This is a genomic window from Nitratireductor aquimarinus, from assembly GCF_017255295.1.
Classification (GTDB): Bacteria; Pseudomonadota; Alphaproteobacteria; order Rhizobiales; family Rhizobiaceae; genus Nitratireductor; species Nitratireductor aquimarinus.
The window spans coordinates 533,243-555,589 of the sequence record NZ_JAFKDE010000003.1 but is presented as its reverse complement, the minus strand read 5'-3'; the positions used below and the strand labels follow the sequence as shown (position 1 = coordinate 555,589).

The following is a 22,347-nucleotide window of genomic DNA, read 5'->3' as shown; positions in this document are numbered from 1 at the left end:
TTTCAAAATAGAGGTGTGAAGCCGGTATTGATCTGCTTCACAGGTCGCGCAGCAGGGCTCCGTAGCCTTCGATCCGGTCTTCGATGCCGGCCAGTCTGAGGCAGTTCCACATCATTGCCTGGTTGCTCACGACCACCGGCTTGCCGATCTTCTGTTCCAGCGCGTCGACGATCTCCAGCGAACGCAAAGCGCTGCAGCTGATCAGCACGGCATCGGCGTCGGCCGTGTCGATCGACGCGCCGAATTCGAGAAGGAATTCCGGCGTCACCCGCACCATCTCGCTGTCATAGTCCAGATTGAGCCCCGCATAGGCGGTGATGTCGAAGCCCGCGTCATGCAGATAGCGGACGACGTTCTCCGTCAGCTCTTCCGCATAGGGCGTGGCAACGGCCAGTTTCCGGACATTCAGCGCCTCAAGCGCCCTGTGGACGCTGCCCATGAGCGAGGTTGCGCGCGCATTGGGTGCGCCCCGGTTCAATTCTTCACGCACCCGCGCTTCGCCGACGGCGACCGTTCCCGATGTGCAGGCGAGGCACAGCACATCCAGCGCATCGTCGGGAAGGATGCGCCCGGCCGTCTCCGCGAGGCTGTCGGCGAGCTGCGCGAGTGAGCCGGTGGAGATTTCATGCGGCATGCGGGCGCGCGAGAAATAGGTGCTGACACCGGGCGGGGCCATGCGCACCATGTCTTCCTCGACCAGCTGGTCATTGGGCACGAGCACGAAACCGAGCTTGGCGCGGGCATTGCGCCCGTCATCGAAGCGGACTGGCCCCGGCGCCTCCCGTTTGCGGTCTTTCGGCAGTGGGGTTTTTGGCCCTGGGGTTTTGGGCTGCGGGGTCTGCAGCATTGCGGTCATCTTGGCTGTGCTCGTCTGTGCGTGTGTGCGATGCGCCAATCATCGTCTCTCGCCCGGCGCGATGCAATCGAGCGCTTGCCAATTCCCGAAATTCTTCACGCGGGTCTACTGGCTCTTCCGTCCGGCAACGAAGTCGCCGCGCCAGGCCGCGCGCCGCATTTTGGCGAGCGTGGTGATGTCGAGGCCGTCGGTCTTTATGGATGCGATGGCGATTTCCATCATGGCCAGATGGACTTGCTGGCTGCTCCAGCCGCGCTCCCGTGCCGAAACCAGCACCTGCCTTAACGCCGGCTCAATGGCGTCACGACATGTCTGCGCCTCGCTCACGAAATCTGCGGGCACACAGTTTTCATATGCAAACGACATGCTTTCCCCCCGGGAAGCGTGAAAACGGACTTGTTTTTGTTTGGCATGCTGAATTTTGGCGGTTCACTACCACAACCACAGCGTTCCGACGAGTCGTCCAATCGGGGTAGTGCCCAACTCACGCGTGCAAGCGTTATGAAAGTGTTAATTCAGGCGGGTAGGGGGCGAAGCAATGCCTGACGCGCGCGTGCGCTCATTGCGTTTGCGCGCTATCATGTCGCGTCTGCACTGGCCTCCCGGAGGAAGCGTGGCTACGCACGGGCCGGTCGGCAGCAGTCTATTTCTGAAAGTGAGGATACGGAAATGACATTCATACGAGACTTATTTGGCATCATAGGCGACTTAACCTGGGGGTGGGCGCTTATTCCGATCCTCATCGTTCTTGGCATTTTCATCACCGCGCTGACCGGTTTTGTGCAGTTCCAGTTCTTCAAGCGCATGTTCCGTGTGCTTTCCTCCAAAAACCAGAGCGGGGATCCAAATGCGATCTCCGCGCGCGCAGCGCTCCTCGTTTCCGTTGGCGGTCGCGTCGGCGGCGGCAATATTGCCGGCGTTGCGGTGGCGATCACGCTTGGCGGGCCGGGCGCGGTGTTCTGGATGTGGGCCGTGGCGCTGGTCGGTATGGCCACCAGCCTGGTCGAATGCTCGCTCGCCCAGCTTTACAAGCGGCGCGAGCCCGATGGCACGTTTCGCGGCGGACCGGCCCGCTCGATCATCCACGGTCTTGGCCATGAGCACAAATGGCTCGCCGTTCTTTATGCGGTCTGTCTGATCGCGGCCTTCGCCATCGGCTTCAACGCGTTTCAGGGCAACACGGTCGCCGGCGCAGCGCAGGAGAGCCTTGGCATCGACCGGATGTGGTCCGGCATTCTGCTCACCGTCATTGCGGGTTTCATCGTCTTCGGCGGCATCCGCCGCATCGCGCTTGCAGCCGATGTTGTGGTGCCGGTCATGGCGCTGGCCTATCTGCTGATGGCCATCTTCATCATCGTCATCAACATCACCGAGTTACCGGGTGTCCTTTATTCCATCGTCATGAACGCCTTTGGCTTCGAGCAGGCGGTTGGCGGCGGCATGGGCGCGGCGCTGGCGCAGGGGTTACGACGCGGCCTGTTCTCCAATGAAGCGGGGCTCGGCTCCGCCCCCAATGTGGCGGCCACGGCCGATGTGCGTCACCCCATCAGTCAGGGCATCACCCAGTCCTTCTCCGTGTTCATCGACACGATCGTGATCTGTAGCTGCACGGCCTTCGTGATCCTTCTGGGCGATGTCTATACGCCGGGTGCGGAAGGCATTGATGGCGTGGTGCTGACCCAGCAGTCTCTGGTCTCGCATCTGGGTGAATGGACCCAGTATTTCCTGACCTTCATTCTGCTGCTCTTCGCGTTCAGCTCGATCATCTACAATTACTATCTGGGTGAAAACGCCCTGACCATCATTACCGAAAGCAATGTCGCGGTGAACATATTGCGCCTGACCGTCATGGGCATGGTGTTTCTCGGGGCGGTGGCGCCCGGCGCTACGGCGGTGTTCTTCTTCTCGGATCCGCTGATGGGCGTTCTGGCGCTGGTCAATCTGATCGCCATCATGATGCTCTTACCCATCTGCCTGCGCATTCTGAAGGACTTCCGCGAGCAGCTGAAGGCAGGGGTGGACCGCCCGGTTCTCAACCCCGACAATTTCCCGGATCTCGATATCGACCGCACGGCATGGACCGGCAAGGTGCGCACATTCCGCGAGGCGGCGTAGCGCGCGGTCGTTTCAGGCGCCGGCATATGGAAAAGGGCAGGGGAAACCTGCCCTTTCTCAGTTCTGGAAGAGCCCCGGAATTCTGGAGGAGCCTCTGATCGGGAGGGAGGGCTCGCTAAAAGCCCAGAAGAACAGCCGCGGCAATGGACATGGCCACCGCCAGCGCAGTCAGCGCCACAAACACACGTGCCTTGTCGAGAAACATCGCATAGCCGGCACACCACGCGGAAGTGGCCGCGCCGAGTGCGAAGAAAAACGCATCCCGCTCGCCAAATGACAGCGATGCAGCCATCAGGCCGCCAATCACGATTGCGCCGAAAATCACGATGGTGGCAGCGGCATAAGCGTCGTAGCGGTCGTTCATTCTTCATCCCTTCACTGGTGCGTTTGCTGCGTCGCAGGCGCCCCCCGCGTGTCTATCCCTAACAGTTCATCTGGCCGAAAGGAACGCCCGCCAGCGCGGCGCGTTCCGGCTTTCTGAGCATGGTTCAGGATAATTCGATGCTGAATTAATTTTCACTCACTGTTGCGATTCGTAATATCGCACGTTATGTCTTTAGCCATGTATGGTATTTTCACATCATGCGCGAGGAAGACTTAAGTCTCTCAGCGCTCCGCCTGAGTGCAGGGATATGTGAAATATTGAGCAGGTGTTCTACCTGTATTTCATTTTCCATAAAATAATCAATCAAGAGGAACCATGAAACCCAAGCTAAGGGTCGAGAATGTTTACAAGATATTTGGAGATAATCCAGAACAGGCGCTCGAAGGTCTGAAAGAGGGCAAGTCGAAAATCGAGATTTTCGAAGCAACGGGACAAACCGTTGGTGTCCAGGATGTCAGTTTCGATGTTGGTGAGGGCGAAATTTTTGTGGTTATGGGCCTGTCCGGCTCGGGCAAGTCGACACTTGTCCGCACGCTGAACGGTCTGATTGCCCCCACATACGGCAAGATCCTCATCGACGATGATGACGTCGCCAGCTGCTCGGCAGACCGGCTGCGCAAGGTGCGCCGCGAAAAGATCACCATGGTCTTCCAGCATTTCGCGCTTTTCCCGCACAAGACCGTTGCCGACAATGTCGCATACGGCCTCAAGATCAAGGGCGAGGGCGCTGCCGAACGGCGCAAGAAGGCGCTGGCGGCGCTGGAGCAGGTCGGGCTTGCCGCCTATGCGGACAGCTTCCCCAGCGAACTGTCGGGTGGCATGCAGCAGCGCGTCGGCCTGGCGCGCGGTCTCGCCACCGATCCGCAGATCCTGCTCATGGACGAGCCTTTCGGCGCGCTTGATCCGCTCATTCGCCGCGAGATGCAGGAAGAGCTCCTGCACCTTCAGAAGAAGCTCAAGAAGACCATCATCTTCATCACCCACGATCTCAACGAGGCGCTGCTCCTCGGTGACAAGATCGCCATCATGAAGGATGGCGAGTTCGTCCAGGTGGGCACCGCGCAGGAAATCGTCGACAACCCGGCTGACGAGTACGTCGCCGCCTTTGTTGCCGACATTGATCGCGGCCGCGTGTTCGACGCCGCCCATGTGGCAGAACGCCCGATCACGGTCGAGCTTGGTGAAAAGGGCGCGGCGGAAAAGGCGCTTGAGCTCATGGAAGAGCACAATCGCAATGCGCTCTACGTGGTCGACAAGGACCGCATCGCCGGCCTCGTCACCTATCAGGAGCTGGCGGTTGCCGCACGCGAGGAGGGCCGGACCGATCTTTCCGAAGTGATGGTCACCGAGGTTCCGACCGTCGAGCGCGAAACCCCGCTCAACGAACTTTATGGCGCAGCGAGCGCCGGCTACCCGATCGCCGTTGCCGACAAGCGCGGCCGGCTTGCCGGCGTCATCGAGGCGCAGGCGGTGTTCTCGCAGCTTTCGGGCGACGAGAACGACGAAACGGCGGTTCCGGCGGAAGACGCCGAAGCCCGGCAGTCCGCCAGCGAAGGAGACCGCCCATGATTAGCCCCGCTGACCTCGTTCAGATCCCGCTCGACGACTGGGTGAACAGCTTCGTGCGCGATTTCCTCGTGCCGAATTTCCGCCCCTTCTTCAGAAGCCTGCAGGTGCCGGTCACCGTTGTTCTGGGCTGGCTCGACGCCTTCTTCCACTGGCTGCCCATGCTGGTCTTCACGGCCATCCTGACCGTGATCGCCGACCGCACGGCCGGTCGTGGCGTGGCAATCTTCACGCTCATCGCGCTGGTCTTCATCGACATGATCGGCCTGTGGGCGGAAACGATGACCACGCTGTCCATGATCATCACCTCGGTGTTCTTCTGCGCCGTGATCGGCATTCCCATCGGCATCTGGGCGGCGCGCAGCGACCGTGTCCTGCTTGTCGTGCGTCCGATCCTCGACATCATGCAGACGATCCCGTCCTTCGTGTATCTGGTGCCGATCGTGATGCTGTTCGGTGTGGGCATGGTGCCGGGCATCATCGCCACCATCATCTTTGCGCTGCCGCCCATCATCCGTCTCACCAATCTCGGCATCCGCAATGTGCGCGCCGACCTGATCGAGGCGGCCGAGGCGTTCGGTTCCACCCGTTCGCAGATGCTGTGGGAGGTCCAGTTCCCGCTGGCGCTTCGCACCATCATGGCGGGCCTCAACCAGACCCTGATGCTGGCGCTTTCCATGGTCGTCATCGCCGCGCTCATCGGCGCGGGCGGTCTCGGCCTCACGGTCTACACCGGCCTTGGACGCCTCAATGTGGGCGCGGCAACGGCCGGCGGCATCGGCATCGTGCTTCTCGCGATCATTCTCGATCGCATCACTCAGTCGCTCGGCGAAAAGAAAGCCGTGCAGACGCCTTCGCTCTGGCAGACGCTGCGCTCGATGTTCGGGCTCGGCAAGCCGGTCAAGGAAGAGCAAGCGGGCAAAGCCGCCTGAGGCGAGACCCGCTCTGCGGAACGCAATTGCGCGTTCCGCTCTTGCGGCAGCGGCTCCATTCGCTGCCACCACTGAAAATCACATAAAGGAGACTGCTTGTTATGACTGGTCTTAAGAAAAGCATCCCCGCAATCGCAGCCCTGGCGCTGCTCGGCTCCGTCGCCATGCCGGCAATGGCCGCAGACGCGCCTGGCGAAGGCAAGACGATCAAGATGGCCCAGGCCACCTGGGACACCGGCTGGTTCCACTCCGAGATCTACAAGCAGCTGTTCGAGGAGCTCGGCTACACTGTCGATGGCCCGACCACGCTCGACAACCCGCCCTTCTACCAGGCCGTCGGCTATGGCGACGTCGATCTCTGGGTGAATGGCTGGTTCCCGATCCATGACACCTATCGCCCGGCCTTTGAAGAGTCCGCCGAGATCATCGGCGCCGTTGCCGCTGGCGGCGCGCTTCAGGGCTATCTGGTGGACAAGGCGTCCGCCGAGAAGTTCGACATCAAGACGCTTGACGATTTCAAGCGCGACGAGGTCAAGGAAGCGTTCGACCGTGATGGCGATGGCAAGGCCGATCTGGTTGCCTGCCCGCCCGGCTGGGGCTGTGAGGTTGCCATTGAAGGTCACCTGACCGAGTACGGCCTCAAGGATCACATCAACGAGATCAAGGCGAGCTATTCGGCTTCCATGGCCGATGCGGTTGCCGCCCATGACAGCGGCGAGCCGATCCTGTTCTACACCTGGACGCCGAACTGGACCGTCAACGAGCTGAAGCTCGGTGAAGACGTTGTCTGGATTCAGGTTCCCGAGGAAGCCACCGAAGAGAACGCAGCTGCCGGCATCGCGTCCTGTGTGGCCGACCCCTGCGTGATGGGCTTTGAGGCGAACGACATCGTGCCGGTCGCAAACTCCAAGTTCCTTGAGGAAAACCCGGCTGTTGCCGCGGTTCTCAAGACGGCTTCGATCCCGCTTGAAGACATCTTCGCCCAGAACTCTGCGATGAATGACGGTGCGGACAGCCCCGAAGACATCAAGAAGCAGGCTTCGGACTGGATTGAGAAGAACCGCGAAATGGTTGATGGCTGGCTCGAAGAAGCCCGCAAGGCTGTCGACTAAGAAATCGGCGCAGTCAGGCGCGCTTGCCTGACACGGCACAATTCGAGACCACGCGCTGGAAACGGCGCGTGGTTTTTTGTGGGTCCGGATGAAGGCGCGGCGATCTAGTAAAGCCGCGGCGGGGCCGTGTAGATCGGAACATCCAGATCCGGTTGCACCGGCTGGATGCGGTATTTGAGGTCCTGCTGCTGGCGCAGCCAATCGCGATGCTGGTCGTCCATCAGGTCACGGGTCCGTTCGGCCTCGCTTTCGGCGCGCTCCTGTCGGGCGCGTTCCGCCTCGCTCAGCGTCTTCGTGTCTTCTGCCGCATGAACCGACATTGCAGCCGCCACGGCCGCCGCTGCCAATGCGAAGGCCATGCCGGCAATGCGTAACCCGTCTTTCAGAAATGCGCTCATGGCCCTTATGTAGTGTGCCGGGCCGCGTTTCGACAGGGAGGCTCAGTTGAGCGAGAGAATGGCCCCGTTCAGAAGGGCCGCGAAGAACACCCATGCCGCATAGGGCAGGAACATCAGCGCCGATGCACGGTCCGAGCGCCAGCTTGCTGCAATGAAGGCGGTGATCGTTGCCGCCAGAAGCAGGATGATCAGCAGGGCGAGCCCCACCTGATGCAGCACGAAGAAGGCCGGCGACCAGGCGAAGTTCAAGACGAGCTGAAGCCACCAGAGCCGCATCGCCATGCCATGCCGTGCGCGCTGCCATGTCCGTGCGCCCGCCACCGCGATCAGCACATAGAGAATGGTCCAGACCGGCGCGAACACCCAGTTTGGCGGGTTGAAGGCCGGCTTTGCCAGCGCCGCATACCAGGGGCCGGGCGCGGTGATGTATCCGATGGCGAGACCCGCGCCGACAACGAGAAGCAGAAAGACTGGCAGGACGCGAATGATGGGCATGGTTTGATCCGTATTGATGTTCTTGAGGGGAGGTGGCTGCGTGCTTCCGTGCAGATCACATGTCCGTTTCGCTGCGGATTTCAAGGCGAGGTGATGCAAAAGAAGAGTGTTTTGCCCCGTCCCCGGTGGGAACCCCAAGGGGAAACCCAGGGGGAACCCCAGGGGGAACAATGCCAATTCACCGGCATTATTGTTCTGGCAGACGTGTGACCGCTCCTCAGGCAGGGGCGGGGCCCGGGCGGAATTTCTCTGGCGGAAAGCGCCCTGTCGCGGTTGCCGTGCGGCGCGCGCCTCTGTATTGCCGGATGAGGGCCGTGCCCGTTCACAAAGCCGCAATTCCCAGCCAGGGAGGACCATTTGAGCGAGCCTGAAGGACTGGACGAGAAAACCGGGGCGGAAGCCGCCGACGGTCTGGGCATTTATGACGAGGATGGCGTCGTCTCCGCGCCGTTCCTGGCCCATATCGGCGCAGCCATAGCCGACCGAGACACGATCACCCTCAGACAAGAGGTGAGTTCGCTCCACCAGTCCGAAATCGGCGATCTGCTCGAAGCCCTCCTGCCGGATCAGCGCCTCGCGCTGGTCGTGCTGATGGGCGACGATTTCGACTATACGGCGCTCACCGAGGTCGATGAGGCGATCCGTCTCGAAATTCTCGAAAACCTGCCCAATGCGCAGGTCGCGCGCGCCGTCGAACAGCTCGATTCGGATGACGCCGTCTATATCCTGGAAGATCTGGAACAGTCCGATCAGGACGAGATTCTCGCCCAGCTTCCGTTCACCGAGCGGGTGCGGCTGCGCCGGTCGCTTGGCTACCCGGATGAAACCGCCGGCCGGCGCATGCAGACGGAATTCGTCGCCGTGCCGCCGTTCTGGACCGTCGGCCAGACCATCGACTACATGCGCGAGGAGCAGAACCTTCCGGAGAGCTTTTCGCAGATATTCGTCATCGATCCGACCTTCCGCCTCGTGGGCGCCGTCGATCTCGACCGCATCCTGCGCACCGGGCGGGGCACCAAGATCGAAGACATCATGCGGGAGACGCGCCACGCCATCCCGGCCACGATGGATCAGGAAGAGGCGGCGCAGATCTTTGAAAAATACGATCTTCTGTCCGCCGCCGTCGTGGACGACAATGAGCGCCTCGTGGGTGTCCTGACCATTGATGACGTGGTCGACGTCATCCAGCAGGAGGCCGAGGAGGATCTTCTGCGCCTTGGCGGCGTGGGTGATGAAGAACTCTCCGACCGCGTGTGGACGGCTGCGCGCTCGCGCGTGCCATGGCTGATGGTGAACCTCATCACCGCTTTCCTTGCTGCGTCGGTGATCGGCCTGTTCGACGACACAATCGAAAAAGTGGTGGCGCTCGCCATCCTGATGCCCATCGTCGCCGGCATGGGCGGCAATGCCGGCTCGCAGACCATGACGGTCACAGTGCGCGCGCTCGCCACCCGCGACATCGATATCTACAATGCCGGCCGCATCATCCGTCGTGAGATGGGCGTCGGCGTGTTCAACGGCATCGTTTTCGCGATTTTGATCGGCGCTGTCGCCGCCGCATGGTTCCAGGATTACAATCTGGGCGGCATCATCGCCGCCGCCATGATCATCAACATGTTCGTGGCGGCGCTTGGCGGCATTCTCATCCCGCTTCTGCTCGACCGGGTGGGCGCCGATCCGGCCGTCGCCTCGGCCGTCTTCGTGACGGCCGTGACGGATGTGGTGGGCTTCTTCGCCTTCCTTGGTCTGGCGACCTGGTGGTTCGGCGTCTAATAGAGCAGTTCCAGGAAAAGTGGGAACCGCTTTTCCGCCCGGTATTGCTCAGGCCGGAACGGCTGCCATGGCCGAGCGGCGCGCGCGATAGAGAATGAAAAACGCGATGGCCACATTGCCCAGGTTCCATGCGATCCCGTTGAGGAACGCCGCCTGGTAGGAGCCGGTCAGATCGTAGATCCAGCCCGACATCCAGCCGCCCAGCGCCATGCCGATAATGGTCGCCATGATCACCACGCCCATGCGCTGGCCCGCTTCGCGCGCCGGCAGATATTCGCGCACGATGATCGCGTAGCTCGGAATGATGCCGCCCTGCGACAGGCCGAAAATGAACGACACCATGTAGAGCGAAGCGAGCCCGTTGAACGGAATGTAGAGAAGCAGCGAAAGGCCCTGTAGCACGGAGCCGAGCAACAGTGTCGGCACGCCGCCGATTTTGTCTGCGAGCACGCCGGAGATCAGGCGGCTTGCAATGCCCGCGCCCAGCATCAGCGACAGCATTTCCGCGCCACGCGCAATGTCGTAGCCCAGATCGATGCAGTAGGCGACGATGTGCACCTGTGGCATCGACATGGCGACACAGCAGCCGAGACCGGCCAAAACGAGCAGGCTCTGAAGCGCGCGGGGCGACAGGTCGATGGGGCGTCGTCCGCCCGGCCGCCGCGCCTGTGCGCCCGGCATTTCATCCGCCTCCTGCACGACAGGCTTTGCGCGCATCAGGAGCGCCAGCGGCACGATGCTGACAATGCAGAAAATGCCGATGCCCAGAAAGGTCACGCGCCAGCTCGTGTGTTCCAGCGCAAGCTTGATGACGGTCGGCCACAGGACACCGGACAGGTAATTGCCGCAGGCCACAGCCGCCACCGCGATGCCGCGGCGCTTTTCGAACCAGTGCGAAATGTCCGCCAGAAGCGGCCCGAAACAGGCCGCGCCGCCCAGTCCGATCAGAACCTGAAGGATGACAAACTGCCAGAGCGCGGTCGTGAAACTGGAGAGGATGAAGCCTGCGCCCAGCGCCGCACCGGCAATCGCCACCGGCATCGCCACGCCGGTCCGGTCGGCAAAGCGCCCAAGAAGCACATTGCCCAGCGCAAATCCGACCATCGCGCTTGTATAGGGCAGGGATGCCGCCGCGCGGTCAACGCCGAACTCCGCCTGAATGGGCGGCAGAACCACGACAAAGGCCCAGAGCCCCACAGTGCCGAAGGTGCCGATCAGGATCGCGATCGTCATCCGGAACCAGGCATAGGGTCCGTCGATCGCGTTGTCGCCGGCGCTGTAGAAGCTGCGCAAATGCACGTCTTGTCATCCTTGCTCGTGAGAGGCGTTCATGCGCGCCTGCCGAAACAGGCTCGATCCTGAACAGTTATTCTCATAGCGCGTGGCGATGCGCCACCGTAGGGCCAGTCGCCCTGTCATGCCTGTCCATGCCCGCGCGCCCCGCCATGGCATACGGGCCGTATGTCCCGCCAGCACAAAGCCTGGAGCACGACAGCACAAGTGTCTCTCCTGTCTAAAGAGTAATGGTGCACAACGAAAAATTGACTTTTACGTAAGGGCCGTGGCAGTTTACGCGCCCGCTGCATGCTTTAAGGGAATCGACCGAAATGGATGGCGGGTCTTGATGGTGAACCGGTCCGGTGTGATCGGCTTTCTGTCGAACACGATAAATCGCGGCATATTCCTGGGGGCGCCGGTTGATGAACGACCGGGCAGGGGGCCGGAAGCAAAGGGCGAAAAGCCATGCGCGACTATTATTCCATCACCGAGCTGACGCGTGAGTTCGGCATATCCACCAGAACGCTTCGCTTCTATGAGGATGAAGGGCTGATCAAGCCCGTGCGTCGTGGGCGCACCCGTCTTTACCGCCCGTCCGACCGGCATCTGGTGCGCCAGATCCTGCGCGGGCGCAGCATCGGTTTTTCCATCGCCGAAATCCGCGAGATCATCGATGTCTACAAGGCGCCGCCCGGCGAGATTGGCCAGCTCAAGCTCATGCTGGCGCGCATTTCGGAAAAGCAGCAGGATCTGCGCCAGAAGCGCCGTGATCTGGAAGACACGCTCGATGAGTTAAGCCGCGCGGAAGAGTCCTGCGTGGAGCGCCTTGCCGAGCTCGGCGTCAACACCTGACGCCCAACCCGCCTCAGAACCAGCGGCGCACCCGCTTCTGATAATCCCGGTATTTCTTGCCGAACCGCAGGCCGAGATGCTTTTCCTCGGGCTCGATGGCCAGTTTCTGCGTCAGGAAGCAGGCGACGATGAGGCTCGCGAAAAACCACGCATTGCCCGCCACAAGCCCGATGCCCGCTGTCAGCATGGAATTGCCGAGATAGATCGGGTTGCGGCTGAACGAGAAGGGGCCGCTCGTCACCAGCGTGTCTGCGCCGCGCGTCGGCAGGATCGCCGTGCCCGCCCTGTGCAGCGTGCGCATGGCCTGCAGGTCGATGAACACGAAGCCTGCGATCAGCAGCCAGCCGATGGCGAACAGAAGATCGGAAAGCGGCGGCCCGATCCACGGCAGGGGATAGAAAATGCCAAGCACCGCCGCGATCACGATGGCCGAGAGATAAATCACCGGTGGCCAGGGAAAGCGCGCCGGTCGCTGTTCATGGTCGTTCATTCGAAGTGTCCCGCTCCGTAAAATCGCTCCCCGTTTCAGCGGTCATAGTGCATTCGGCAGCGATTTCACTCAAGCGGCTTTGCGTTTCCATTCCCGGCGTTGATGTCATCAGCGCATCCAGCCGGCCTTCCACCTTCAGCGTATCGGTAAAGCAGGCGCAATATGCGGTGCAGAAAGCCTCGTCGCGGCTCTCAAGGCACTGGCTCGCACAGGCCTTGGTGAAGCGGATCTCGGCGGGCTCCACTGCCGGCGGCCAGATCTGCACCAGCACCCATACGCAGCCGATCAGCACCGGCTGATGCAGCAGATAGAAGGCGAGGCTGTGCCGGCCCGCAAAGGTGAATGGCGTATGCCAGCGCGCCGGCTTCATCAGCGAGAGCCAGCTGAGGAAACCGCTGTCACGGGCGATGCGCGCCGCCGCGATCCCGGCGAGCGTGGCCGCAAACCATGGGAACAGTGGCACATAATCATTGGAGGGCGGGCGGAACGTCGAAAGGCCAACCCACCAAAGCGCCGGCGTGTCGAAAAAAGCCGAGCGCAGGAAATGGGGTGCCGCCGCCACAAGTGCTGCCAGAACAAGAAGGCTCCATGCCGGAAAGCGCAGAAACGCCAGGCCGAGCAGGCTCGCAAGCGCGATGTGATGGAGAATGCCGAAGAAGATGAAGCCCGAGGGGAAGGCGAACCATGTGGCAAGCGAAATGGCAGCCGCCGCACTGACGATCATCAAAAGCCGCTTTGCGAAACTCCTCCAGCGAATCCCCTTCTCATGGGCGAGAAAAAGACCCACGCCGACCAGAAAGATGAACGATGTGGCGATGCTGCGCGCAAAAAGCTTCCAGCCGCCGGTCACGGTGGTACCCGGCTCCATATAGCCGAAGAATTCGAGGTCCCACCCGAAATGGTAGACCGCCATGGCGAAGAGGGCGACACCGCGTGCAATGTCGATGGCTTCGATGCGCGTCTTCCCTGCCGCCCGATGCCGCATATATGCTCCGCCCCTGGAAAATGACTGTTATGTGTTGTGCTTATATTAGTCGGCGCTAAAAGTGGCCGAAAGACGGAGAGGTTTTCTATGCACATGGTTGAAGCAAACGGCGCGTCCATTCCTGCTCTGGGAATGGGAACCTGGACCTTGAAGGGGCAGGCCTGCGCCGATCTCGTCACCCATGCGCTGAAGTCCGGATACCGGCACATCGACACCGCAGCGGCTTATGAAAACGAAGAAGCCGTGGGCGCCGGCCTGCGCGCATCGGGGCTCGCGCGCGACGAAATCTTCGTTACCACCAAGGTCTGGTGGACCAATATCGGCGCTGGCGACCTCGAACGGTCTGCAGAAGAGAGCTGTGCGCGGCTCGGTCTCGACCATGTCGACCTCTTGCTCATTCACTGGCCGAACCCGGATGTCGCTCTGTCCGAAAGCATTGCGGCGCTCAACCGTGTGCGTGAGAGCGGGCTTGCCCGCCATATCGGCGTTTCCAATTTCCCGACCGCGCTTCTTGCCGAAGCCGTGCGCCTGTCGGATGCGCCGCTGGTGGCCAATCAGGTGGAGTATCACCCCTATCTCGACCAGGAGAAGGTGTATCAGGCATGCCGCGCGGCTGGCATGGCCATGGTCTCCTATTGTCCGCTGTCGCGTGGTGGCGATCTTTTCGCACAGCCTGCAATTGCCGATGCAGCCGCGCGTCATGGCAAGACCCCGGCGCAGATCGTGCTTCGCTGGCATGTCCAGCAGGAAGGCGTCGTAGCCATTCCCCGCACCACCAATCCGGATCGCCTGATCGAGAATGCAGACATTTTCGACTTCGCGTTGAGCGGTGAAGAAATGGTTGCCGTTTCCGCACTGCGTAAACGCGGGTATCGCATATGCGATTATGACTTCTCACCGGTCTGGGATATGGCCTGAATACGGCCTTGCGCAACGGGTTAACCCTGCGTTAGCTGGTCTTGAATAGTTTACTTGCGGTTGTCGTCGGTCACGCGTCCGCGCGGCGAGAGACAACATGCCTTTGGGGGAAGGTGGACGGCGTATGTTGCAGGTGTCAGACGTCCCGGGAAAGGGGCCCACCGATATTGCCAGCACGATCGCAAGTTCCATGCGTCGCATGGGGGTTAGCGGTCTGCCGCGCAACTACGAGATTTTCTATGAGGTGTTCACCGGCTCCAACCGCGATCTCGTGCGCGAGTTCGAGGCGCTGAACGGCCGTCCCACGCAGGAAGCGCTGGACAAGCTTTCCCTGAAATATTTCACCCAGAACAAGCGACAGGCCGTTGTCGAGAGCGCACAGGAGCAGATCGCAGCCCGTGCGCAGGACATTCTCTCGCTTCTGGGGCGCGAGCGCAGTTCGCTGGAAAAATTCGGCGTCATTCTCGATCAGACCTCGAATGGCCTGAGCGGGCGCGATCTCTCCCACGACATTCTGCGCAAGATCGTCGGCATCATGGCGGCCGCCACCGAGACCACGATCCAGCAGGGGCGGCAGATCAGCCAGGCGATGGAGGAGAAGTCCAACGAGCTGGAAGAGATGCGCACCAAGCTCGCCCAGTACAAGAAGCTCGCCGACACCGATCCGCTGACCAGAATCTGGAACCGGCGCGCCTTCGACAAGCGCATGGCGGATGTCTATGACGACCAGCGCTCGGTCATGTTCCACGCGCTGATCCTTGCAGACATTGATGGCTTCAAGGCGTTCAACGATCACTATGGTCACCCGGTGGGCGACCGGATCCTTCAGGGCGTTGCGCAGATCCTCAAGACACAGTCGACAGCCGACTGCTTCGTTGCGCGCACCGGCGGCGAGGAATTCGCCATTATTGTCGAGGGGTTATCGGAAGAAGCGACCATGAAGGTTGCAGAAGCCATACGCCTTGCCGTGGAAAAGGCGGAGTTCGTCATCGGGGCCGGCGTTCGCAATTACGGCCCCATTCACATCTCGCTCGGCGTGTGCATGGCGGCAGACGCCGGCGATGCAGAAGAACTCTACGCAAAGGCCGATCAGGCGCTCTACGCGTCGAAAGTCGATGGTCGAAACCGGGCAACGCTCTTCTCGCGTATCCCCAAGGGGAAGTTCACGAAGAACTGGCTTCTCTACAGGCAGGACTGAGGGTTAAGTCCGGGCATTCCGCCGCACGCATTTTGTTAAATTTTGCCTACACTTTGACGGGTAAGACGTCGAATTCCAACCGATCTGTGCTAAACGGAGAGGCAAGGGGCGATTTGCGCGCGATTCATGTCGCTGCTTTCCATTCAAGTGAGGATACTGACCATGTTGAAGAAATCCATCGCTGTTGCGCTCGTGGCGGGCTTTGCCGCCGGCTGCGTGACCAGCACAGACCCGTATACCGGTCAGCAGAAGATCTCCAACACGGCCGGCGGCGCAGGGCTCGGCGCGCTGGCGGGTGCGGGCATTGGACTTCTGGCTGGTGGCGATGACCGCCGCAACGCGCTGATCGGCGCCGGCATCGGTGCGCTCGCCGGCGGCGCCATTGGCTCCTATATGGACCAGCAGGAAGCGCAGCTTCGCGGCCAGCTTCAGGGCACGGGCGTGAGCGTCACCCGTCAGGGCGACTACATCATCCTCAACATGCCGTCGAACATCACCTTCGCAACCGATTCGTCGACCATCCAGCCGGCGTTCTACTCCACGCTGAATTCGGTGGCGCTGGTGCTCAACAAGTACAACCGCACCCTCGTCGACGTGTTCGGCTTCACCGATTCCACCGGCAGCCCGAGCTACAACATGGACCTGTCGCAGCGTCGCGCCAGCTCAGTTGCCAGCTACCTGATCTCGCAGGGCGCGGCCAGCCAGCGCTTCGCGGTCATCGGTCGTGGCGAGAGCCAGCCGATTGCGTCCAACGCAACGCCGGAAGGCCGCGCACAGAACCGTCGCGTGGAAATCCGTCTGTCGCCGCTCACCGGCGCCTGATCGAGCACACAGCGGTCATACGCAAAAAGAAAAGCCGCCGGCGCATCGCCGGCGGCTTTTTTCGTGTCCGTTATAAGGTCGCGCGGTCAGCCGGCGGCGATGGCGGCAGCGATCCGCGCGGCAAGGCGGGCATTGTTCTTCACCAGCGCAATGTTGGTGGTGAGGCTTGCGCCATCGGTCAGCTCCAGAATGCGGGCCAGCAGGAACGGCGTCACATCCTTGCCCGAGATGCCCTTTTCGGTCGCCTCCTTCTGGGCGGTGGCGATGTATCCGGCCATCACGTCGGCAGCGATTTCCTCATCCGCCGGAACCGGGTTGGCAATCAGCATGCCGCCGTCGATGCCAAGCGCCCTGCGCGTCGCCTGGAAACGGGCAATCGCCTCGGCCGTGTCGAGCCGCAGCGGCGCGGTGTAGGGCGACTGGCGCGACCAGAAAGCCGGCATCGTGTCGGTGCCATAGGCCACGACCGGCACGCCGCGCGTTTCCAGAACCTCGAGCGTCTTTTCCGTGTCGAGAATGGCCTTGGGGCCAGCCGAAACGACGATCACCGGCGTCTGCGCCAGCTCGTCCAGATCGGCGGAAATGTCGAAGCTCGTCTCCGCGCCCTTGTGAACGCCGCCAATGCCGCCGGTGGCGAAAACCGGGATGCCGGCCATCTGTGCGGCAATCATGGTCGCGGCCACCGTGGTGCCGCCGCTCTTGCCTTCGGCAATGGCGAAGGCGAGGTCGGCGCGCGACAGCTTCATCGGATCCTTGGCCTGCGCCAGCGCCTCGCGCTCATGGTCGGAAAGGCCGACCTTCAGCCGCCCGTCGATCACGGCGATGGTGGCGGGAACAGCACCTTCTTCGCGGATCAGAGCCTCCACGTCGCTCGCCATCTCATTGTTGCGCGGCCAGGGCATGCCATGGGTGATGATGGTGCTTTCCAGGGCCACCACCGGCTTGCCGGCGGCAAGGGCTTCGGCGACGGGCGCGTGGATGTCGATAATGTTCTTGGACTGCACGGGGGAGGCTCCTTTATGAAACTGGTTGCGGCGCGGGCACCCGCTCAAGCGCCGCAAGGAAGGCGGTATCGTCGAATTCCGGCGCTGCCGAGGCGCTGGCGATCACAAGTCCGGAGGCCGCGACGCCCTCGCGCACGGCCTGCGGCAAGGGCGTTCCGCGCATCAGCGCCGTCAGCGTCGCGCCGGTCAGCGCATCGCCGGCACCGGTCACGTCCACGATCTCCTCGATGCGCGGCGGCGTTATCTGCCACAGCCCTTCGGGGGTGAAAATCATGACCGATCCGCCACCCCCGGTGATCACGCCGGCGCTAAGGCCAAGCGCGCGCAGCGCCTCGATGGCGCGGGGAAGGGCGGCCTCGTCATCGACGCCTGCAAGGCTGCGCGCCTCGCGCACATTCATGAAGAGAACGGCGATCTGCGGAAAACTGGCGGTCAGCCGCCCCGCCTTTGCAGGCGAGACCGCGATGGCGTAGAGCGGCGCGCCGGCGCGGATCTCCGCAAGTCTGGCCACCGCATCTTCAGGCATGTTGGCGTCGCACAGGATCGCATCGGCCTGTTCGGCGGCATGCCGCGCCTTCGAGCGGCGCATCTGTTTGGGAAAGGCCGTATCGTAAAGCGCCATGTCCGCGAACCCGGTGATCAGCTCGCCATCATGGTCGAGGATCGCCGTATAGCTGGGCGTCGCGCGGTCGAGAAACGTGGCGGAGAGGTCCTCAAAGCCCGCATCCTCGATGGCGCGCGCCACGGCGCTGCCGGCTGCATCGCCGCCGCGCAGAGACATGAGCGACACCGCAGCGCCGCGTCGGCTGGCGATGCGCGCCGCATTGAATATGCCGCCGCCCACTTCTTCGCTCATCCGTCCGGGGTTGGATGTGGCGGGAATGTGCGGCGCATTAAGGCGTCCGCGCCGGTCTGGATGCGCGCCGCCAATGGCCAGCAGGCGAGGGGCTTTATCCGCGTTCATGGCGCTCTCCCGCGAATCGAAATGCACCCCCGCAATCCCCTTCGCCGCCACGGCCTTCCTGAGCGGCAGAGAGGCTGTCCGGCATGTCGTTGCGCGTACAAAAATAGAACAAATCTGGTTTGTCTATGTTTTTCAATATTTTGGTGCCTATTGCAAAAATAGAACAAAAGAGGTACAGATAATCATCGCGGATTTGGCGGAACCGCCTCCATTGACCTCGAAGGGGTGTTGTATCATGGCTCAGAATTCATTGCGGCTTGTAGAGGATAATTCGGTGGACAAAACCAAGGCTCTGGACGCGGCGCTATCGCAGATTGAACGGTCCTTCGGCAAGGGCTCGATCATGCGGCTCGGCGCCAACGATCAGGTGGTCGAGATCGAGACCATCTCCACCGGGTCTCTGGGCCTCGATATTGCTCTGGGCGTGGGCGGTCTGCCGCGCGGCCGTATTATCGAGATTTATGGCCCGGAAAGCTCCGGTAAGACGACACTCGCGCTGCACACGGTGGCCGAGGCGCAGAAGAAGGGCGGCATTTGCGGCTTCATCGACGCCGAGCATGCGCTCGATCCGGTTTATGCCCGCAAACTGGGCGTCGATCTGGAAAACCTTCTCATTTCGCAGCCCGACACGGGCGAGCAGGCGCTTGAGATCTGTGACACGCTGGTGCGCTCCGGCGCGCTCGACGTGATCGTGGTCGACTCGGTCGCCGCGCTGACGCCGCGGGCCGAAATCGAAGGCGAGATGGGCGATTCCCTGCCAGGCATGCAGGCCCGTCTGATGAGCCAGGCGCTCCGGAAGCTCACCGCTTCCATTTCGCGCTCCAAGACCATGGTCATCTTCATCAACCAGATCCGCATGAAGATCGGTGTGATGTTCGGCTCGCCCGAGACGACGACGGGCGGTAACGCGCTGAAATTCTACTCCTCGGTCCGTCTCGACATTCGCCGCATCGGCTCCGTCAAGGACCGTGACGAAGTGGTCGGCAACCAGACCCGCATCAAGGTGGTGAAGAACAAGATGGCTCCGCCCTTCAAGCAGGTCGAGTTCGACATCATGTATGGCGAGGGCGTGTCGAAGACCGGCGAGCTGGTCGACCTTGGCGTGAAGGCCGGGATTGTCGAGAAGTCGGGCGCATGGTTCTCGTACAATTCCCAGCGTCTGGGGCAGGGGCGTGAAAACGCCAAGCAGTTCCTGCGCGACAATCCCGAGGCGGCGCAGGAGATCGAGCTGGCGCTGCGCCAGAATGCCGGTCTCATCGCCGAAAAATTCCTCGAGGATGGTGGCCCCGGCGACCAGGATGGCGCTGACGATTGATCATTTGAGTGACGCCGACTGTCGGATGTGACCGTTGGCTGACCGTGAAAGACAAGACACCGCCGCTCGCCGGCGGTGTTTTTTTGTGTAAAGCCCGCATGATGTGCGCTGGCGCACGGGATTTCTGGACACGTCCCGGTGCTGGCGTTAAAAGGCGGACTTCTATTCCCCGCACCCTTGGACGGGCTTCTCGCAAAGGCTGAAACATGAGTGGCGTCAACGACATCCGGTCGACCTTTCTCGACTATTTCAAGAAAAACGGTCATGAGATCGTGGCCTCCGGCCCGCTCGTGCCGCGCAACGATCCCACCCTCATGTTCACCAATGCGGGCATGGTGCCGTTCAAGAACGTGTTCACCGGTCTGGAAACGCGGCCCTATGATCGCGCGGTAACGGCGCAGAAATGCGTGCGCGCCGGCGGCAAGCACAACGATCTCGACAATGTCGGCTACACGGCCCGCCATCACACCTTCTTCGAGATGATGGGCAATTTCTCCTTCGGCGACTATTTCAAGGACCGCGCCATCGAATTGGCCTGGAACCTGGTCACCAAGGAATTCGGCCTCGACGCCAAGCGCCTTCTGGTCACCGTCTACCATACGGATGACGAGGCCGCCGAGTTCTGGAAGAAGATCGCCGGCCTGCCGGATGAGCGCATCATCCGCATCGCCACCAACGACAATTTCTGGGCCATGGGCGATACCGGCCCGTGCGGTCCGTGCTCGGAAATTTTCTACGATCACGGCGAGGACATTCCCGGCGGTCCGCCCGGAAGCCCGGATGAGGATGGCGACCGATTCATCGAGATCTGGAATCTCGTCTTCATGCAGTTCGAGCAGCTGACGCCGGAAGAGCGGGTCAACCTGCCGCGTCCCTCCATCGACACGGGCATGGGGCTTGAGCGCGTCGCAGCCGTTCTGCAGGGCGTGCATGACAATTACGACATCGACCTGTTCCGCGCGCTCATCCACGCTTCCGAAGAGGCCACCGGCGTCAAGGCGCAGGGCGCGCAGCATGCGAGCCACAAGGTCATCGCCGACCATCTGCGCGCCGCAAGCTTCCTCATTGCCGATGGCGTCCTGCCGTCCAATGAAGGGCGCGGCTATGTGCTGCGCCGCATCATGCGCCGCGCCATGCGCCACGCCCAGCTTCTCGGGTCGAAGGAGCCGCTCATGTGGCGTCTCGTGCCGGCGCTGGTGCGCGAGATGGGCCGCGCCTATCCCGAGCTGGTGCGCGGCGAGCCGCTCATCACAGAAACGCTCAAGCTTGAGGAAACCCGTTTCCGCAAGACGCTGGCGCGCGGCCTCACGCTGCTCTCCGACGCCACAAGCGACATGGGCGAGGGCGACCGGCTCGATGGCGAGACCGCCTTCAAACTCTATGACACCTATGGCTTCCCGCTCGATCTGACGCAGGATGCGCTGCGCCAGCGCGGCATCCATGTGGACCTCACCGGCTTCAATGACGCGATGGAGCGTCAGAAGGCCGAGGCGCGGGCCAACTGGGCCGGTTCCGGCGAGGCCGCCACCGAGGCCGTCTGGTTCGCCGTCAAGGACAAGACCGGTGGCAGCGACTTCCTCGGCTATGAAACCGAAGAGGCCGAGGGCGTGGTTTCGGCTCTCGTGCGCGATGGCGCGATGGTCGAGCACGCCAGCGATGGCGACGAGGTGATCGTCGTTACCAACCAGACGCCGTTTTATGGCGAGTCCGGCGGCCAGGTGGGCGACACCGGCGTGATTGCGGGTGAGGGCTTCACCATCGCCATTGCCGACACCCAGAAGAAGGGCGACGGCCTGCTGGTTCACGTAGGCCGCGTTGAGGCTGGTCAGGTCAAGATTGGCGACGTCGTCGCGCTGAAAGTGGATCACGTCCGCCGCCGCCGCGTGCGGGCCAACCATTCGGCAACGCATCTCCTGCACGAGGCGCTGCGCGAGGTTCTGGGCTCCCATGTGGCGCAGAAGGGCTCGCTGGTCGCGCCGGAGCGCCTGCGCTTCGACTTCTCGCATCCCAAGCCCATCACCGAGGCAGAGCTCGCCCGCGTGGAAGACATTGCAAACCGCATCGTTCTGCAGAACGCGCCAGTCGAAACGCACCTCATGGCCGTCGATGACGCCATCGAGGCCGGTGCAATGGCGCTGTTCGGCGAGAAATATGGCGACGAGGTTCGCGTCGTTTCCATGGGCACCGCGCAGGATGGCGAGAAGGAAGGTAAGACCTATTCGCTTGAACTGTGCGGCGGCACCCATGTGACGGCGACCGGCGATATCGGCCTGATCCGCATCGTCTCTGAAGGCGCGGTCGCTGCCGGCGTTCGCCGTCTCGAGGCGCTCACGGGCGAAGCTGCCCGCCATTATCTGGGCGAGCAGGAGCAGCAGCTGAAGCGCGCCGCCGGTGCGCTGAAGGTCGCGCCCGCCGATGTGCCCGCCCGTCTGGAAGCCGTTCTTGAAGAGCGCCGCAAGCTGGAGCGCGAGCTCAGCGAAGCCCGGCGCAAACTCGCCCTTGGCGGCGGTGGATCGGCATCGGATGGCGGCGCGGAGACCGTTGCCGGCGTCGGCTTCATGGGCCGCGTGGTCGATGGCATTTCGCCCAAGGATCTGAAGCCGCTTGCCGATGATGGCAAGGCGTCGCTGGGGTCCGGCGTCACCGTGTTCGTCGGCACGTCGGATGAAGGCAAGGCCAGCGTCGTGGTGGGCGTCACCAAGGATCTGGTCGAGCGCTTCAGCGCTGTCGATCTCGTGCGCGTTGCGTCCGCCGCCATTGGCGGCAAGGGCGGCGGCGGTCGCCCCGACATGGCGCAGGCCGGTGGTCCCGATGGCTCGAAAGCCGCCGAAGCCATTGCTGCAGTCAAGGCGGCGATGGAAGGCTGACTGGCCGCCATCTCTGAAATTG

21 protein-coding genes are annotated in these 22,347 nt (G+C 62.2%); 11 read left to right on the top strand and 10 right to left on the bottom strand.

Annotation, left to right across the window (positions count from 1 at the left end; translation table 11 throughout):
• Positions 1–37: 37 nt before the first annotated feature.
• A complete protein-coding gene (locus JYP46_RS07345; protein ID WP_236042121.1) occupies positions 38–856 on the bottom strand; it encodes a maleate cis-trans isomerase family protein in 819 nt (272 codons plus the stop codon).
• Positions 857–961: 105 nt separating this feature from the next.
• Positions 962–1,222: a hypothetical protein gene (locus JYP46_RS07340; RefSeq protein ID WP_206545475.1), complete on the bottom strand. Its 261-nt coding sequence runs from the start codon at positions 1,220–1,222 to the stop codon at positions 962–964.
• A 303-nt stretch (positions 1,223–1,525) separates the two neighbouring features.
• Between JYP46_RS07340 and JYP46_RS07335 the strand changes: the two genes are divergently transcribed.
• Positions 1,526–2,971, top strand: a complete 1,446-nt coding sequence (locus tag JYP46_RS07335; protein WP_113154982.1) for an alanine/glycine:cation symporter family protein — start codon at positions 1,526–1,528, stop codon at positions 2,969–2,971.
• Positions 2,972–3,086: 115 nt separating this feature from the next.
• Here JYP46_RS07335 and JYP46_RS07330 read toward each other — a convergent pair whose 3' ends face one another.
• Positions 3,087–3,335: a hypothetical protein gene (locus JYP46_RS07330; protein WP_113154983.1), complete on the bottom strand. Its 249-nt coding sequence runs from the start codon at positions 3,333–3,335 to the stop codon at positions 3,087–3,089.
• Between the two features lie 336 nt (positions 3,336–3,671).
• On the opposite strand from JYP46_RS07330, the gene JYP46_RS07325 reads away from it, so the two are divergent.
• The 3 genes from JYP46_RS07325 (at position 3,672) to proX (ending at position 6,966) form a co-directional block, all read left to right on the top strand.
• Positions 3,672–4,925, top strand: coding sequence for a quaternary amine ABC transporter ATP-binding protein (locus tag JYP46_RS07325; protein WP_206547705.1), 1,254 nt, complete (start codon positions 3,672–3,674; stop codon positions 4,923–4,925).
• Positions 4,922–5,854, top strand: a complete 933-nt coding sequence (locus tag JYP46_RS07320) for an ABC transporter permease (RefSeq protein WP_113154985.1) — start codon at positions 4,922–4,924, stop codon at positions 5,852–5,854. The genes JYP46_RS07325 and JYP46_RS07320 overlap by 4 nt, the downstream gene beginning before the upstream one ends.
• A 101-nt stretch (positions 5,855–5,955) precedes the next feature.
• Complete coding sequence (gene proX / locus JYP46_RS07315; protein ID WP_206545473.1) at positions 5,956–6,966, top strand: glycine betaine/L-proline ABC transporter substrate-binding protein ProX; 1,011 nt, start codon at positions 5,956–5,958, stop codon at positions 6,964–6,966.
• A 104-nt stretch (positions 6,967–7,070) separates the two neighbouring features.
• On the opposite strand, the gene JYP46_RS07310 is transcribed toward proX, so the two are convergent.
• Positions 7,071–7,364 carry a hypothetical protein gene (locus JYP46_RS07310; protein ID WP_206547704.1) on the bottom strand — a complete coding sequence of 98 codons (294 nt, stop codon included), beginning with the start codon at positions 7,362–7,364 and terminating at the stop codon, positions 7,071–7,073.
• Positions 7,365–7,406: 42 nt separating this feature from the next.
• Positions 7,407–7,859: a TspO/MBR family protein gene (locus tag JYP46_RS07305; RefSeq protein ID WP_113154988.1), complete on the bottom strand. Its 453-nt coding sequence runs from the start codon at positions 7,857–7,859 to the stop codon at positions 7,407–7,409.
• A gap of 357 nt (positions 7,860–8,216) precedes the next feature.
• Here JYP46_RS07305 and mgtE point away from each other — a divergent pair, with 357 nt between their 5' ends.
• Positions 8,217–9,632: a magnesium transporter gene (gene mgtE / locus JYP46_RS07300; protein ID WP_113154989.1), complete on the top strand. Its 1,416-nt coding sequence runs from the start codon at positions 8,217–8,219 to the stop codon at positions 9,630–9,632.
• Between the two features lie 48 nt (positions 9,633–9,680).
• Here the strand turns inward: mgtE and JYP46_RS07295 are convergent, their stop codons facing one another.
• Entirely contained in the window at positions 9,681–10,865 is a 1,185-nt protein-coding gene (locus JYP46_RS07295) for an MFS transporter (RefSeq protein ID WP_206547734.1), read from the bottom strand.
• 510 nt (positions 10,866–11,375) lie between these two features.
• Here JYP46_RS07295 and JYP46_RS07290 point away from each other — a divergent pair.
• Positions 11,376–11,762 (top strand): MerR family transcriptional regulator, encoded by a 387-nt coding sequence (locus tag JYP46_RS07290; RefSeq protein ID WP_113154990.1) that lies wholly within the window; start codon positions 11,376–11,378, stop codon positions 11,760–11,762.
• Positions 11,763–11,775: 13 nt separating this feature from the next.
• On the opposite strand, the gene JYP46_RS07285 is transcribed toward JYP46_RS07290, so the two are convergent.
• Together JYP46_RS07285 and JYP46_RS07280 are read right to left on the bottom strand one after the other, a co-directional pair.
• Complete coding sequence (locus JYP46_RS07285; RefSeq protein ID WP_206545471.1) at positions 11,776–12,252, bottom strand: methyltransferase family protein; 477 nt, start codon at positions 12,250–12,252, stop codon at positions 11,776–11,778.
• Positions 12,239–13,237, bottom strand: a complete 999-nt coding sequence (locus JYP46_RS07280; RefSeq protein WP_206547703.1) for a heparan-alpha-glucosaminide N-acetyltransferase — start codon at positions 13,235–13,237, stop codon at positions 12,239–12,241. Before JYP46_RS07280 ends, JYP46_RS07285 begins: the two co-directional genes overlap by 14 nt.
• 87 nt (positions 13,238–13,324) lie before the next feature.
• Between JYP46_RS07280 and JYP46_RS07275 the strand changes: the two genes are divergently transcribed.
• From JYP46_RS07275 to JYP46_RS07265, 3 genes are all read left to right on the top strand, one after another.
• Positions 13,325–14,155 carry an aldo/keto reductase gene (locus JYP46_RS07275; protein WP_206547702.1) on the top strand — a complete coding sequence of 277 codons (831 nt, stop codon included), beginning with the start codon at positions 13,325–13,327 and terminating at the stop codon, positions 14,153–14,155.
• Positions 14,156–14,345: 190 nt separating this feature from the next.
• Positions 14,346–15,353 carry a GGDEF domain-containing protein gene (locus JYP46_RS07270; protein WP_222473948.1) on the top strand — a complete coding sequence of 336 codons (1,008 nt, stop codon included), beginning with the start codon at positions 14,346–14,348 and terminating at the stop codon, positions 15,351–15,353.
• A gap of 162 nt (positions 15,354–15,515) precedes the next feature.
• Positions 15,516–16,175, top strand: coding sequence for a YiaD family glycine zipper/OmpA-like lipoprotein (locus JYP46_RS07265; protein ID WP_113154995.1), 660 nt, complete (start codon positions 15,516–15,518; stop codon positions 16,173–16,175).
• Between the two features lie 86 nt (positions 16,176–16,261).
• On the opposite strand, the gene JYP46_RS07260 is transcribed toward JYP46_RS07265, so the two are convergent.
• Both JYP46_RS07260 and JYP46_RS07255 read right to left on the bottom strand, forming a co-directional pair.
• Positions 16,262–17,179 carry a pseudouridine-5'-phosphate glycosidase gene (locus tag JYP46_RS07260; RefSeq protein ID WP_113154996.1) on the bottom strand — a complete coding sequence of 306 codons (918 nt, stop codon included), beginning with the start codon at positions 17,177–17,179 and terminating at the stop codon, positions 16,262–16,264.
• Positions 17,180–17,192: 13 nt separating this feature from the next.
• Positions 17,193–18,143 (bottom strand): carbohydrate kinase family protein, encoded by a 951-nt coding sequence (locus JYP46_RS07255; protein ID WP_206547700.1) that lies wholly within the window; start codon positions 18,141–18,143, stop codon positions 17,193–17,195.
• A gap of 235 nt (positions 18,144–18,378) precedes the next feature.
• On the opposite strand from JYP46_RS07255, the gene recA reads away from it, so the two are divergent.
• Positions 18,379–19,458 carry a recombinase RecA gene (recA, locus tag JYP46_RS07250; RefSeq protein ID WP_113154997.1) on the top strand — a complete coding sequence of 360 codons (1,080 nt, stop codon included), beginning with the start codon at positions 18,379–18,381 and terminating at the stop codon, positions 19,456–19,458.
• Positions 19,459–19,664: 206 nt separating this feature from the next.
• Positions 19,665–22,325 (top strand): alanine--tRNA ligase, encoded by a 2,661-nt coding sequence (gene alaS, locus JYP46_RS07245; RefSeq protein WP_206547699.1) that lies wholly within the window; start codon positions 19,665–19,667, stop codon positions 22,323–22,325.
• Positions 22,326–22,347 lie beyond the last annotated feature (22 nt).